5 protein-coding genes are annotated in these 16,051 nt (G+C 65.4%); all 5 read left to right on the forward strand.

The annotated features are described in order from the left end of the window. Nucleotides 1-43: 43 nt before the first annotated feature. The 5 genes from GQB03_RS07240 to GQB03_RS07260 all read left to right on the forward strand — a co-directional run bounded on the left by GQB03_RS07240 (nucleotide 44) and on the right by GQB03_RS07260 (nucleotide 15,913). Nucleotides 44-5,131 (forward strand): hypothetical protein, encoded by a 5,088-nt coding sequence (locus GQB03_RS07240; protein WP_159686681.1) that lies wholly within the window; start codon nucleotides 44-46, stop codon nucleotides 5,129-5,131. Nucleotides 5,132-5,137: 6 nt separating this feature from the next. Next, nucleotides 5,138-7,546: a hypothetical protein gene (locus GQB03_RS07245; protein WP_159686682.1), complete on the forward strand. Its 2,409-nt coding sequence runs from the start codon at nucleotides 5,138-5,140 to the stop codon at nucleotides 7,544-7,546. Continuing rightward, nucleotides 7,547-8,272: a metallophosphoesterase gene (locus GQB03_RS07250; protein WP_159686685.1), complete on the forward strand. Its 726-nt coding sequence runs from the start codon at nucleotides 7,547-7,549 to the stop codon at nucleotides 8,270-8,272. A gap of 88 nt (nucleotides 8,273-8,360) precedes the next feature. Next, a complete protein-coding gene (locus GQB03_RS07255; RefSeq protein ID WP_159686687.1) occupies nucleotides 8,361-10,337 on the forward strand; it encodes a hypothetical protein in 1,977 nt (658 codons plus the stop codon). A gap of 77 nt (nucleotides 10,338-10,414) precedes the next feature. Beyond that, nucleotides 10,415-15,913, forward strand: a complete 5,499-nt coding sequence (locus GQB03_RS07260; RefSeq protein WP_159686688.1) for a tetratricopeptide repeat protein — start codon at nucleotides 10,415-10,417, stop codon at nucleotides 15,911-15,913. Nucleotides 15,914-16,051: the final 138 nt, after the last annotated feature.

Below are 16,051 nucleotides of genomic sequence, written 5' to 3' on the forward strand. Positions count from 1 at the left end.
CGATTGAACCGCCCCTGACACGCCAACATAACGGAAAACGCCGATGCTGCCTCACCTGCGCCAATACCTCACGAGCCACGGTGCGCTTGAAGACAAGCGCATCAACACCTGCCTGCGGCTGCTCGAGGACGAAGGCGTGACGAGCCTGGATGACGAGTGCCTGCTGCTGCTCGGCGAAGCCGGCATCGCGCAGGATTCGGTGTCGCGCTTCGGTGAGCTGATGCACGACTTTCTCGCGTCCGCTCATCGACCGGACGACGCTGCCGCCACGGCCCTCGCGAGCTATGCCGGACGCAATGCGGTACCCGCCCGGCGCCGCCTGAATGAACTGGCCGCCACCTGCGGACCCGCGCTGGCGGCAGTCGCCCTGCGGTGGCCCGCACCGCTCGCCCACGAGTTTCATCGCCTGCACGAAGAACTCTTGCACGGCAGCCCCATCACCGTGCTGTGGCAGCTGGACGACTGCTACGAGATGACGCTCAAGTTCCTCAGCCTGGCCCTGGCGGCGGACCTGCTGCAACATGGCGAAGCGGCCACACGGAAGCGGGTGCGCCAAGGCATCCTCAAGACACTCTCAGGCGGGGCCTGGACCAACCTGTGGACCGCCACCCTGGTCCGCCTGGGCAGCGAGCATCGCACCCTGCTCGCGCTGCCGCAGTTGGTCGATCCCGCGCGCTTCTGGGCCGGCAGCGGCAAGGGGAGCTTCCCTGACGCGTTCTCCGCGATGATCGCGCACCGCAATGCGACCAAGGGCCACGGCGCCCTGGGCTACGACCAGCTCGAGCAGGTCGAAGGCTTCGCGCCGCATCTGGGCGCACTGGCCCGGTTTGCCGAAGCCGGCCTGGCCGACTTCGATGACCTGCACCTCACCGACCCGGCCGAGGGCACGCCCTGGCTGGGCTGGCAGATGATTCGCGCGCGCCACGACCAAGACACCCGCCACCATGCCGACGAGGTCGCGCCGCTGAGCCTGGTCGATCCGCTGCGCGGTGCATCGCTGGAGCTTGCACCGCTCATTGCCCAGCGCCGTTGCCTGCACTGCGCCCGGCGCGACGTGTTCCTCTTCGACAGTTTCGCGGCCCGTGGTGAGGGCGGCATCTTCTACCTGCTCGATCACCTGGCCGGCCACCGCATGAGCCCTCATCACCATGAGGCGGAGGATCTGGGCGCGCTGCTCAAGCATCTGGACCTGGGTGATCTGAGCCAGACCGACGGCGTTCATCAGGACGCCATCTCCTCCGACTTCCAGCAATGGATGGTCCATGCACTCGAAGAGACCCGCTACCTGCCACCACGCTATCTGTTCGAGCCGGTGCAGGCGTATCTGAGCCAGCACGGCAAGGGCCTCGTCTTGCTCAGCGCCCCGGCCATGGTCGGCAAGAGCGTGTTTGCCGCCAATCTGGAAAACTGGCTACAGGCAAACCCGCCGGGCCGGCCCGACATCACCCGCTGGGTGGTCAAGTCTTTCGCCGCCAAACGCGGCGTGCTCGGTTCGCTGGATCACTTCGAGAACTTCCTCGATCGCGATGTGCTCGAGGCGCCCCGGGACGCGGGCGGCATCGGCATCAAACCGGACAAGAACCCCGTCGACATCAGGACGCTTCGCAGCGGGCGTGACGGGAGACCCGGCGTGGGCAGCTGGACCGGGGCATTGGCCCTGCGCCTGGGCGAGTTGCAGGCCTACGCCCGCAACGAGCGCCTGGGGCTGGTCATTGCCATCGACGGGCTGGACGAGTTGCCGGCGGATGCGGCCGACGACGGCCTGGGTGCGTGCCTCGATGCCGGCGCGCTGCTCGAGGTACTGCCCGATGACTGCTACCTCGTACTCACCAGCCGTCCGGCGCCGGAGTGTGGCGCGATCGCGCCGGTGGTCGAGGCCCTGGAACGCCGGCTCGATGGCGCGACGCTTCGCGAAGCGCGCAGCGCTGGCCTGCACTTGACGATCCACCCCGATCGCATGCTCGCCGACGCGGCTTCTGCCGACCCGCTCACCCGCGCCTACCGGACGCTGCTCGAAACCCTCTACGAGCAGCGACTCACCCATCGGGTCAAGGCCGAGGCGTATCGCCTCGCGGGCACCCTGGCCGGGGCCATCCACGCGGGCGCGCTCAAGGACGACTTCGCGCTCATCGTCACACGGCTCCCCAGGTCGTGGCGCCAGGCCGAGCTGCTCGAGCGCTGGCGCGCCGGGCTCGCCATGCAGCCGCAGCGCGGAGCACCCCACGCCGCCTCGGCCCGAACCCCGGGGCTGGAAGCGCATCTCGAGAGCCTGCTCGCCTACCGCCCCGAGCGCCTGCTGCCGACCCTGCTCGAGCGGGCCATGGGCCGCTTCGGTTATCTGGAGCACATCGTCCGGCTGCTCGAGGACGGCATCGTGCCGGCAACACGCGTCGACGCCCTGCCCAGGGGCGAACAGCTCTACACCCACTACCTGAGCGAGCTGCACCGCCTGCTCGAGCCGGCCACCCCCGCGAACGCCACCGCCCGTGCCCGCAGCCCCTGGCAGGACATCATCCGCGTGCTGTGCCTGTTGGCCGCTGAAGAGCGTGCCTACCAGGCCGAGTTGGCCGAGGTGGCGCGTTTCATCCCGCTGCCGGACTTCTCCGGCATCAGCCTGGCGGAGCTGGCCGGCGCACTCGACCTGCCGGAGCCGACCTACACGCTGCTCAAGCTGCTCATCCAGCTGCGCCCGCTGCTGGCAACCTATCGGCCGGGCAACGAGCGCTTCTCGAAGGTTGGGCTCGGGGTGCGCGACCTGATGGAGAGCCTGGCCGGCGCACACCCGGCAGCCATCGAATCGGCGCACCGGCAACGCTTCGGGCAACTTGCCGCGAACATGGACGAAGCCCCGCTCGCGCCGCTCGTGCAGGCGGCCTGGCATCGCAGCCGATACACGCGCCTTGCTGCGGCCACGGCGCACGAGGATGCGCTGTTCAAGCGGGTCGCTCAGCTTGCGGATGCGAGCGCCGAGGCCAGCCACAACATCGAGGCGATCCGCGCGTATTCCGCCAGCATCGCATCTATCGACCCGGCGCCCGCCTCCCGGCCCGATGACGAGACACCGCTCATCGTCGAGCGGATGCGCATCTCGCGCACCAACGCACTCGCCGCACTCGGGCAACACCAGCTTGCCATCCAGGAACTGGATGAGTTGGTGGATAGCATCGGTGCGTACATCGACGCGTCAGGCGAGCACTGCCCGCCGGCCTGGCGCGACGCCCTCGCCGCCGCATATGTGAATCGCGGCGTCGCCAGACGGAACACCCCGGGCCACGGGGCGCTCGCCGCCATTGCCGACTACGACGCCGCCATCGACATCCTCCGCACCCTCGTCGAGGCCCTCGGCGAGCACTGCCCGCCCGCCTGGCGCAACGACCTCGCCAACGCCTGCCTGAATCGCGGCAACGCCAGACAGGATGCGCCGGGCCACGGGGCACTCACCGCCATCGCCGACTACGACGCCGCCATCGACATCTGCCTAACCCTGGTCGACGCCCTCGGCGAGCGCTGCCCGCCCGCCTGGCGCAACGACCTCGCCGCCGCCTACATGAATCGCGGCAACGCCAGACAGCACGCGCCGGGCCACGGGGCGCTCGCCGCCATCGCCGACTACGACGCCGCCATCGACATCCGCCTAACCCTGCTCGAGGCCCTCGGCGAGCACTGCCCGCCCGCCTGGCGCAACAACCTGGCCGCCGCCTATGTGAATCGCGGCAACGCCAGACAGCATGCGCCGGGCCAGGGGGCACTCGCCGCCATCGCCGACTACGACGCCGCGATCGACATCCTCCAGGCCCTGCTCAAGGCCCTCGGCGAGCGCTGCCCGCCCGCCTGGCACAACGACCTCGCCGCCGCCTATGTGAATTGCGGCAACGCCAGACAGCATGCGCCGGGCCACGGGGCACTCACCGCCATTGCCGACTACGACGCCGCCATCGACATCCGCCTAACCCTGGTCGAGGCCCTCGGCGAGCGCTGCCCGCCCGCCTGGCGCAACGACCTCGCCGCCGCCTACATGAATCGCGGCAACGCCAAATACAATGCACCCGGCCACGGGGCACTCACCGCCATCGCCGACTACGACGACGCCATCGACATCCGCCTAACCCTGGTCGAGGCCCTCGGCGAGCACTGCCCGCCGGCCTGGCGCAACGACCTCGCCGCCGCCTACATGAATCGCGGCGTCGCCAGACAGGACGCACCGGGCCACGGAGCGCTCGCCGCCATCGCCGACTACGACGCCGCCATCGACATCGGTCTAACCTTGGTCGAGGCCCTCGGCGAGCACTGCCCGCCCGCCTGGCGCAACGACCTGGCCAAGGCACTCAGGAACCGCGCGCGCGCCTACGGGGCCTGTGATCGTGCAGAAGAAATGACTCGGGATCTCGAGCATGCGGAGGCGCTCGCGCCGTCAACCTCAGTGCGCGGCGCATGGTGGTTTCCGCCACTGCCGGCAGATCAGCTCGCATCGCTGGCAGCCGACGTCCCGGACATCCCCACGGCGATGCTGGATACGCTCAGGCAGAGTGTCGGCAGAAGCCTGGACATCCCTCAGGCCAGTCGCGCACATGCCCATGAAATTTGCTCGCTGCCGCACGCATGGCTGATCCGCCTGCACTGCACGGACGAGCAGGGCCGCCCACGCAGTGCGGCATTGCTGGCGCATCGCGATGCCACGCTACACCTGGATGGCACCGCGGCACCGCTTCATTTCGCCTCGGGACAAGGCTGGTGCCGCCTTGAGGACGCGGCTTCTGCGGCGGACTATCTCAGACTCTTCTGCAATCAGCTCAGCGCGCAGGACGGCGTCTTTCGCATTGTCGAGACCCCGGAGGACCTGCCCTGGAGCACCGCAGCCACGCGGGCAGCCCGGCAAGACCTGGCGGCACATCTCCTGCCACTGGCGCCGCACCGCAATGAAGACGGTAGTTTCGAGACCAGGGCGACGGTGCTCTTTGGCGGCGCCCTGTTCGCCGCCACCCTGAGACTCAAGCAGGGGCAGGTCGAAATGCTCGACGACGAGCCACTGATGAGCGACCTGCCGGTGCACCACCTGAGCGTGGACAAGGGCTGGTTTGTCGAAGCGGACGCGCCGCCCCACGACGCAGAGCACCCGGAAAAAAGGAACTGACCAACGATGGCGCTCCCCCTGATTGCCGACAACGCGGTGGTATTCCAGCTACCGTTCCGATTCGATCGCTTCCCCTGTGATGGCGCCGCCGACACCGCGGCACACCACGCGCCTTGCAACATCGAGTCGCGCCTCGGCAGCATCGAAATCGCGGCGCTGGCTGCGCTCGCCGGAAGAGCATGCCCGGCCGAAGGCGCGGCCCCGATCTGGCAGCAGCCGGGCGCTGCGGGCGCGACCGAGAGACCCCGCCAGACCCTGAGCGGCGACCTGTACCCGGTAGCCGCACGCATCCTCGAGAACGACACGCTCGAGCAGGGCGCCGGCTATCGCAGCTTCGAGATTGCACGCGCCGAGCGACGTCCGGCAACAGCCGGTGGCGGGCTGGCCGGGCCGCGGGCGGTGGACATCTTTGGTCAGCTCCGCTTGTACCTGCAGGCGCGCGGCTTCGATGGCGCGCCACCGGCCCTCACCCTGGACGATGCCTGGGTGCGGCTTCATGGGTCCGGCATCGGGGTGTTGAACCTCTCGCTGTCGCTGGCCGATGGCTGTGGCGACAAGGCGCTGACGCACGAGGGGTTTCTGCGCGCGATCCACTCGCTCTCGCAGGCAAAGGAGAAGGGCAAGACCAACCTGGTGCGCCATGCCGGGTACCTGCACGCCACCGTGACCGAAGACGTCGCCGGCGGCGACCTGCTGTGGCGCGACGTGAGCAATGGCCGCCTGGCGAAGGTCCCGGCAGAAATGGATGTGGTAACACTCGCCCTGGCGCGCAACGACAAGGGCCGGCCGACCGCGCTGTTCTATCGCGCCATCGCGGTCCAGCGCCATTCGTCGCCCGGGGAGACGGCCCACAGCAAAGCCACGCTGGAACAACTCGTCACGCTCGTGGCCCCGCCCCCAAGACGCCCGCAATCCGCAGGCACACTGGCCGACGATGGCGCTGCAAAGGCGACAGCCGACGCAAGAAAGCAGGGAAAGGGAAAGAAGGAAGAGGAAAGGATCGATCACGTCCTTCGCGCCGATGCGGGCAAGTCGCCCGGCGCGGACAACATCGGCATGCCCTGCCAGAAATCCGACCCGGCCGCCGCATATCGTCTGCTGCACGAGAATCCCGACGGCACGCTCGCGCTGTTTGAAGTGCTGCCAGCCCGAAGCCACCTGCTCGACTGGCTGCTGGCGCTGCTGCCACCCATGGGCAAAGCGATCTGGCCGCTCGGTGAACAGTGCCCGCTGGAAAGCGGTCCGACCGGGTTGGCGCCGGAGAGCGGCACCTCGAAGGCAACAGCCCCGGCCGCGCCGTACAGCCGCATGCGGCTCTTCACCTACACGGCGGTCCGGCTGGACCTGCCTGAACCCTGCACGATCACGGACGGGCTCAGCGCACCTGCGCGGGAACTCGGCTTTCGCCTGGCACGCCATTTCGACAAGCGCTACCAACCAACGACTGCGGAGATCGACGCGCACGTGTTTTCGCCGTTCTCGACGGTTCATCACTCGGTGGCGACCCAGGGGGCCAGCCTGGTGGTGTTGAACGACGGTACGGAATTTCTAAAGTCCTTTCTCGCAGACGCGTTCGCCCGTGCCTACCGTCCCATCGGCGAGATCTGCTTCCACGAATATCTCTACCTGCTCGAGCTTGTGCAGGAATCCGCGATTCTGCCGAGCGTTCCGGCCAGCGAGCACGACGAGCGACATCTGAATGGCCTGGTGGAATCGTTGGCCCGGTTCAGGCTGTTCTTTCGTTTTGCCAAGATCAGCCACATGGCGCACCACAACGAGGTGCTCCACCTGTGGCGGGAAAACCTTGGGCTGAACGTCATCGAGGCCGACCTGGCCCGTGACGTGGTGGAGGCCGAGCGGGTCATCCGGCAGCGCATCGAGCGGCTCGAAGCGGCCAACGAGAATCGCAAGCGGCGGTATTGGTCGTGGTTCTCGGCGCTCGCCGCGGCGACAGCTACCTTTGTGACCATTCTGAGCATCACCGATGTGGCCGTCGAACTCGAGTGCCCGAGCGAACAGATTGCGATGGCCTCGGGTCAGCTCGAGCCTACTGACGGACAGCTCGGACGTCGCCTCGACCTGGCCTTCCAGGACCAGCGGCTCGACGGCAAACCCTTCGCCGAAGCCTTTGCAGCACTCTGCAACAATGGCTTTACACGGGCGAAACCGCTTGCGAACTCGACAACACCCAAGGCGACAGATGCACCCTCTGCGCCGCCCGGCATCTTCGACATCCGTGACGATTCAGGATTTACCTGGCGCGAGCAGATTGCAAGCACGTGCACGCTGACCAGGCAGATCCGCGAATGCGCGCTGCAGGCGCCGCAGATGCGCCGCGGCGGTCTGATGATCGCCGGCCTGGCCGCCGCCGTCGCCTTTTTGCTGGCCTTCAAGCTGATGCCGAGGGGCGACTGAATGAGCCGGCCGGAGCATGATGTGCATACGCCGCTGCAGCGCCTGCGCGTGATCGCCGACGTGCATGGGGAGGCCGAGGCGCTGCTACGGGCGGCCGATGTCGCACCCGACCGCCACCTCGTGTTGCTCGGCGACCTGGTGGACTACGGCCCGGAGTCGGGCCGGACGCTTGGTATCGCGCTGGATCTGATCGCGTCGGGACGCGCCACGCTGGTCAGGAGCAACCACGACGATCGACTCTATCGGCACCTGATAGGCAATCCGGTCACACCGTCCGAGATGCTGACGACAACGCTCGCGTCCATCGCCGAGGCGGGCGGCGCGGCACTGGCCCGGCGCTTTGTCGCGGCGTACCAGGCAGCGCCACTATGGCTGAACGTCGGACATTACGTGCTCGCCCACGGCGCCGTCGATCCGCTCATGATCGGGCTTGACGCGCCGCCGGCCGACATGCCGCGCCGCATCCGGGACAGGGTGCGCTGGCTGGCGCTGTACGGCGAGGGCCGGCTGGCACCCGGGCAGGAGCGACCGATTCGCACCTATGACTGGGTCGATCAACTGCCAGCGGGCACGACGGCAATCGTGGGGCACGACATTCGATCCACCGATGCCCCGCTGGTCGTGCATGGTGCGTTGGGCGGCAGGGTGTTTTTTCTTGATACAGGTTGTGGAAAAGGCGGCCATTTGAGCACGGTCGACCTACCCGAAGAGCACATCGCCCCATAACATATGCCATCCATCCTGAAACCAGCCCCCTCGGGAACCGCCTGTCCAAGCGACAGCGCCCTCCCGCGCAATCTCGTGGAGCCCACCATTGTCTTCGTCCAGCCAGGCCCAGCCAGGGCACGATATCCGCGTCGATGGGCACAGGATCAATTTCATATTCGGCTACCGCCTCCTGCCGGCGCCGAGCGAGAGATCGCCCGGAGAAGACCTGCGCAGCCGGCTGGTCCACAGCTGCCACCACGGCAAGCGTGCGCTGCTTCGCCAACTGTGGCGCCATGCGCCATCGCTCTGCCGACGCTTCAGGGTCGCTCAGGCAACGGTGGCGGACAGCGACGCGCTGAGCGTCAGCGCGCGGGCCTACGGCCGGTGGCTTGAGTCCCGCACCGACGGCGATCTGCGCCAGCGGCTCGACTCTGCGCGCGAGGCGGCCTCGAAGAAGCATGCGCTGTGGCGGCAGATCGATGCCGGCACGGCCCGCAATGCGCTCCACCAGGACCTGGCGCCGGCAGTCGATCGCATTCTCCACGGCGCCGGCGCATCGAAGGTCCACGACTTCGTTCGTGCGGCCTACAACGGCGATCTGCCTTTGCAGTGCGAACGCGGCGCGCTACCAGGCCTCTTCGCACTCGCGCTGGGCGTCACGGCGCACGCGCGACTGAAGGCGCAGGGCATCCCGCCCGAGCTGGTCGAGCGCTTGTGCGTTGTTCCCGAGGCAATCACCCTCTATCGCCCGGCGAGCGGCATCGTGCTGCTCAATCTGGGCCTGCGCTTCGTTGACGGCACCAACGAAAACACGCCGCTGCCACTCCCGCTGGTCGAAGAGGCGCTGTATGCCCTCGGTCATGCCGCGGATCGGGGGCAGGCGCTCGCCCCCGTCTGCAGCGAGGCCCGGCCGTGCCTGGAGGATCTAGAGCAAGGCGAGCTGTGCGTCATCGACGAGGGGCAGAAGTTCGGCCTGCGCAAGGCAACCGAGGCCGAACTGACGACGCCGGCCAGCGAGGGCTGCCTGAAGCCCCGGCGCCTCGCACGCGCAGTCGGGCGCAGCACGGTCAGGACGCCCGTCCTGCTCGAAACCGACATGCCGCCCGTGAGCCTGCAACAACTGGCCCGTGCGCTTGTCGGCTTCGACAAGGCCGCAAACGCCGATGGCGCGCTCGAAGCCGGCCCCGGCAACAGCGGCTTTGGCCTCATCGAGGAACTTGGGCCGACCGACCACGGCAGGATCTTCACCTTTTCCGCGGTTCAGTGTGCCGCCGAGACCCCGCTCGAGGCCTTGCCCGCCGCCGCCTACCGCCTGAGCCGGCGCTTCACCACCGATTACGCACTGGCGGCCGAGGACGTCGGGGGCGGCGCGGTACGCACGTTCGACAACGTCGTGCATGCCTTCGCAACCCAGGGCGCCGCGGTGGTCACACGCAGCGGCGAGCCGGAATTCCTGAAGCAGTTCATCTCCACCGGTGCGACCCCGACCTACCTACCGCTGGCGCTGGTGGCCTACCACGAGTATCTCCAGTTGCTGCATCTGACGCAGGACTGCGCCTTCATCCCGAACCGCTCACGCCCCGGGGAAGATCACGAACGCGCCAACCACCTGCGCTACGAACTGGCCAAGTTCCGGCTCTTCTTCCGCTTCTCTCATGTAAGCGATATCGGCCACCACAACCGCATCCACCGTGCCTGGCGCGAGGCGCTGGACCTCGACCGCATGCTCCACGAGCTTTCTCTGGACGTTGCCGAGGCTGGTCACGTCCTTGCCGAAGAGCGCGAAAGCCAGTGGAAATGGACGCGGGCCATCGCGGGTGCAATCGGTTTCTTTGTGGCGACCAAGGAAATCCTGGAGGTGATACTGAAGCTCGCCTACCCGGACTACGAATGGTTTCTGGTCGCCTTCAAAGCCGATGGACGGGCCTGGGAGGACGTGGAGTCGGACCCCGCCTACCAGGCGGCGATGCACTTCTACCACAGCGCTCACGCCTGGGAATATGTCATTTTCGCGCTTGCCATCCTCGCCGCGATCCTGGGCGCTCGCATCGCATGGAAGAAAGGACCGCAACTCGAGGAGTAGCCCCTGCGCGCAGTCGTGAACCTCGATTTCGCGTGACGGACACCCGTCTGGAAACCGCACCCTAGTGGAACTGTTCGATGAATATCCTCACCCTGGTGAAGTCGGCAAAAAAACACGTCGAGGCCGGCCGGATCGAAAAGCCGTATGGCATTCCCGTCATGGAAAACATCGCGGACCGGATCTCCTCCTGGTTCGAAGCCGAGGCGGACGACCTCGCGCCGCCGGCGGCAATTGAACTGCTGCGCAGACTGACCTACGAAGCGGGTTTGCCGTTTGATCTCGAGGATGCTGACAAGCTCAAGTGGCTGTTATCCCTGATCGATCGGCTGGTCGGTCCGAAATCTCCGCGTATCCAGCGATCCGACTGGCCGGTGCCAATCCAGTTTCGTATTCGCGGACTTTTCCGGGGCTCTGCACTGCTGGCCGACTATGTCTTGCTGTATGAAGCCTTGATTCACTTCCATTTCGTGGCCGTGGCCAGCCAGTTCCTCTGGTTGAGCCAGGAGATCGACAACAGGCAGCCCACCGGCCTCCTCCCGGCGACCGCCGCCATCGGCGAGAAGATCCTGTTCGCCACGCTCAACGACGCCAAATGCATCGGTGGCGGGCGAAGCTGGTTGCACCGGGCGGCCGGACTCTCGCGCGCAGGCCACGATCTGCTGCTTTCGGTCACCGACGACGATCTACAGGTACCGTTTCCCGAGTTCTTCGGAATCCTCGAGCCGGAGCAGCTCGTTCTCCACACTTCTTTCGGAACAGGTCCGAACGACTCGCAGATCATCCGCGAGGGCGGTGCCGCATTTGGTGTGTTTACCCTGATGCAACAGGTCCGCAACGTACTGTTTGGCCATCACGAAAGAGATCTGACATGCCAGATACCCGAGGCGATTGCGGAGGGGCTGTCCGTCGTTCTGCGTGTCATGTGCGATTTGATGCGCCCGTATCTTCGGCTCAATCTCGCTCTGACGGGCTATGACAATGAAGCAAGGCTGGGCATCGAGCTTCAATGGTTTGCGCCGGATGGCGAAGCCATGCAACCCGACAATCACGAGTCCCGCAGGGAATTTTTCGCTGTGTGGGGCAAGCCCCCCGAACCGGAGGCGCCGATTCCCGCGCCGACACCACCGACAGTGGATGGCTGGAGTTGGGAAGATTCGCTGCTCCTCGTCGACCCGGAAGCGGCGCGGGAGCGTTATCTGTATCTGATGCCGATGGGTTGCCGCGATCTGCACAAGACACTGCAGGGCCGGATCGTACCGGGGCTGCTCCACAGCGTGGCCTGGCGACGTCTGCCGGGTACCGGGCGCACGACGATCACGATCGTGCAGCGCCGCTACCTCGACACCCACGAACTCACCGACACCTGGCAGGACGGCCAGCGGGACCGCCCTCTGGATTCATCACCGGCCCACGAGAACGTGCGAACGCTCGTTGAGCGTATTCAGCAGAAATACGAATTGCCGATGGCGCTCGAGTTGGTCGCGGCCGAGACCGAGCGCATCAGCCGGACCTTCGACCTCAATCACGGCGAGAAAGCCCTGGCGATTGCGCGCACCACGATCCCGCGCCCGGCCGAAGTCACGCGCATTTTCGAACACGCACACAGCCTGGCACGCAATGCGGTGGGCGCCACGCGACTGGTTCTGATCGGGCCATCGGGTATCGGAAAAAGCGTGCTGATGGCGCAGATGTATGCGCAAGTTCGTGAGCATGCGCTGTTCTTCACCATGGATAGTGCTCCCGAACCAGAATTCGAAGTGACGCCGCCAGTCGGGAGCGGCGAGGCTGACGACCTCGCGGATCTCGGCGAGAAGCCGCCATCCATCGATGTCGCCGCACCCTCGCTCGGCAGTGCAAGACAGGAACGCAGTATCGGTATTCCCGTGCGGATGCACTGGCTTGCTTCGGCGCGACGCCTCATGGGGAAGCCCACCCCCCAGGCCACGCTGCAGGCTGCGGAAGTCCAGCGTCAGCTGTCGGCCTTGCTGCACCAGTCGCGAGACGCCCACCCCGATGTTCCGTTCTTCATATTCATCGACGCGGTCAATCAGGCGGTATCGCCTGACAATCTGTTGCAGGGTCTCCGACCGTTCTCATCGCTGCCGCGCAACGTCATCATCATCGCCTCGTCGCAGGACATCGAACAGGTCCTGATACGACTGAGCGAGAACGGAGCCGAGCCCTGGAACCGATGGGAAGCCGAGGCCATGGCACTTGAGCTTACCTCGTCGATGCTGCTCGGCGCGTGGGGTGACACGCCGAGACCCACTTTGTCGCCAGATTTCCTGCGCACCATCCATGCCAGAAGCGGCGGGATGCCGTTACTCCTGCAGCACTGGGGCACCCTGCTGAAGGATCTTTACCGATCGCATCCGGCAAGTGCGCAGCAGGACCTCCTTGGCTTTCTCGACAGTCCCAGCAAATCGGCCCTTCCCGCAACCTACTTCGACAAGATGACCCGGGCTTGCGCCGACTTCGTCCCGCGCCGCCTTCCCGAAGCCGTCATGTGGTGTCTCAGCATGGTTGCCCGGCCGATTTCGGAGCGCAAACTTCTGAATGCGGTCTCGGCGCTTCGGCCCTTTATCCCGGAAGTTCCTGCCATTTCCCGTGCGTCCATCGAGGCGGCACTGGCGAGGCTTGGCGGCTATGTGATTGGTGAGACTTCAGGTCTAGAGCGGGTCTGGCGGCCCGCCCATCCAATGGTTGGTGAGGCCTGGATAGACCATTTCGGCAACGAAGAAATATCACCGGGGATCAACCAGGCCCTGCTCGGTTTCGGGGCACAACCAGCGGTATCCACATGGCCCACCCTCGATCTCGTCAACTGGCTTGAAGAGGTGTTCGAATTCAGCCCGCGCTACACCACCCTCGAGGTTGGTCAGAAGCGCGAGATCGTCGACTTTCTCCTGGTCTGCCTCGAACGTCTCCCGGAATTCACGTCCAACCGCCACCGCTCGCTCGAGTTGCTGGGCGAGAAGGCCTGGCTGCTTCACAAGGACAAACGCACTGAAGAGGCGCACTCCTTTGCTTCGGAGGCCATGTCTTGGTCGGATCGATTCGTGCGCGAGAACAGCCTGAACCCGGCCGAGCTGGCAGAGCTTGAATGGGGACGGGCGGACATGTTGTCGGTCCTGGCGATCATCGAATGGGCTCAGGGCTCGCGCGACGCGCAGATTGCCCGTTTCGAATCGGTCCTGTCACTTCGGCTCGAAGTCCAGCCAAAACTCGCAAGGTGGTCCGACCGACACCAGGCCCAGCTTGCCAGCGCGTTCAGAAACACCGCGGTGGTGCTCGGCTCATGCGGCAGCTTCGATCTTGCGCTGGGCCCGGCCAGCCAGGCCATCGAACTGCGCGAACAGATCACATCCGATCAACCCAACTACCGCACGAGCCTCGCCGAGGCTTATTGCACCCGGGCCTGGAACCTGGCCTCACTTGGCAGGCACGAGGATGCCTGCGCGGACTATGGCCGAGCCATCGAACTCTACGGATCCATCGAACTGAGCGACACGGATAACACCCATAACCTGGTTCTGGCACATAACAATCGCGCCGTCAGCTACGCGAATCTGCATCGCGAGGAACCGGCGATCGACGACTACGGGCGAGCAATAGCGCTTTGTGAGCGACTCGACCTTGCCAATCCAGAGTACCGTGACACGCTGGCGATGGCGCTGCACTGGCGGGCGATCTCTTACAAAAACCTCAGCCAGTTCCAGCTGGCCGCAGAAGATTTCGCGCGTGCAGCCGAGATCTACGACGCCGGGGAGATGAGCGCGGGCACCCTGAACAATCTCATCAATTGCAAGCTCGAACTCGCGCGTTGCCTCAGGTCGGCCAGGCGCGTGGAGCAGGCAGTCGCGGCATGCGACGATGCACTCGCCGTCCTCCAGCGCTTCGAAAGCTCGCCGGTGGCGGAGCGCCATCGGCCTTCGGCACGGAAGCTGCTCCTCGAACTGTTGCGAGAATCGGGCCAGTACGACCTTCTACGCGACCTGCTTCTGATGGAAACCGACGAGTCGGTGTTCTTCGAGCATCGCGAGATCGGCGCTTTGCTGAGCCAGCCCGTCGATGCCAGCGAACAGCAAATCCTGCCGTTCTGCGATGAACCGGGCGGCCTGCCGCTCACCGCGTCAATCGCACCCGATCAGCGGGATTGGGTACTCGACGAATGCGGTATCCACCCGTCGACGTACGCCGCAATCCGCGACCGCATAGAGATCAGGAACGCACCTCTGTCTTTCTACCCGGGAGCGCATCTTCTGGCACTGATAGACCCCGGACGGCCCGGTCGAAACGAGATATTCGCACTCGCCAGGTTCGGTCAGGAGATCCGCATTCTGGACTGGTCCAATGGCCCGATCTACGCGGCCAACACCACCTGGCAGATTGACCTGTCCGACGAGGGGAAAGCGCGGGACTACCTGCAGTTCTTCTTCCGCTTCGTGCGCGGACGCCACGGCAGGTTTCTCATCGTGCAGCGGGGTGCGGACATCGCCTGGAACGCGGAGGCGACTGCAGAAGAGCGGGAAGCATGCGCCAGCAGGATTCAAGCGCTCACCCGTTTGCAGACCGATGACGACGGGAAGATCGTCTTCGGTGGGCAGATCATTTTCAAGGACTCCCTGTTCGGGACAAGAATGTCCATCGATCTCGGCGTGGTGGATTGCAGCAAAAGGGGGCTCGTCGTCATTTCCGACGAGGAGATCCTGCAGGAAGACCTCCATGTCCGCGAGGACGCACCGCCGTGGCTCCTGCCCGGTAACCGAGCATCCAGTGCGGCTCCCGCCAAGGCGGCTCGACCGACTGGAAATCTGGACAAGATGACCGAAGCGCAGCTCTACGCGCTTCACGAGCTCGGCCACGTATTCGACTCACCCAGACCGGATGATGACGTCCCCAGCCCACTGATCTGCGAGGAGCCAGCAGGCCTGCTTCTGCACAAGCGACTTCCGGTCCAGCAACGGGACTGGGTGCTCGATCAATGTGGCTTTCATCCGTGGACCTTCGATCGATTGCGAAATCGCATCGAGATCCGCATGGCCACGCTTCCTTTCTACCCAGATGCTCACCTTCTCGTCCTGATCGATTCGGCCAGAAACGGACGGCGCGAAATCTTCGCACTCGCCCAACTCGAAAAGAGCTTGCGCGTACTCGACTGGTCGAACGGACCGATCTACGAGGCGAATGCCGACTGGAATCTGGCTATTTCCGACGAGGCCAGTGCCATCGCCTATATCCGCCTCTTCTTTCAACACGTCCGGGGAAAGCACGGTCGTTTTCTTCTGGTAGAACGGCCGGCCGACATTCGATGGAGCGAACTGGGTGCTGCCGAGCAACAAGAGGCGTGCGCGCAGATCATTCACCCGATACGTCCCCTGGACGCCTGTAACGGCGGGCGGATCGGATTCTCGGTGACCATACTTTTTCAGCGCGTCCTTTTCGAATGCCTCGTCGAAGTCGACACCGGACGTGATGACCCGAAGCAGAAAGGCCTCGTTACCCTGTCGAACGAACAGGTTCTGCTGGAAGATCTGAACGTGGAAGAGGACGGCCCGCCGTGGTTACGGCCATGAGCCTCACCAGTCCCCCCGAAATCAGTACAAGGGGCGTGTTGTACCCCTATCGGGGAAGGAGTCCGGACATGAAAAGGAGATTCTGAAGGACCGATCATCGAGCCCCTGAAGCAGGCGGACGGCCATGATCCAGTCAAG

Origin of the sequence: Cognatazoarcus halotolerans, assembly GCF_009800965.1 — a bacterium.
GTDB lineage: Bacteria > Pseudomonadota > Gammaproteobacteria > Burkholderiales > Rhodocyclaceae > Cognatazoarcus > Cognatazoarcus halotolerans.

Bases quoted from the DNA above. Each gene is read 5' to 3' on its own strand.
- GQB03_RS07245 (WP_159686682.1), top strand. From the start codon at position 5,138: ATGGCGCTCCCCCTGATTGCCGACAACGCGGTGGTATTCCAGCTACCG.
- GQB03_RS07260 (WP_159686688.1), top strand. From the start codon at position 10,415: ATGAATATCCTCACCCTGGTGAAGTCGGCAAAAAAACACGTCGAGGCC.
- GQB03_RS07250 (WP_159686685.1), top strand. From the start codon at position 7,547: ATGAGCCGGCCGGAGCATGATGTGCATACGCCGCTGCAGCGCCTGCGC.
- GQB03_RS07240 (WP_159686681.1), top strand. From the start codon at position 44: ATGCTGCCTCACCTGCGCCAATACCTCACGAGCCACGGTGCGCTTGAA.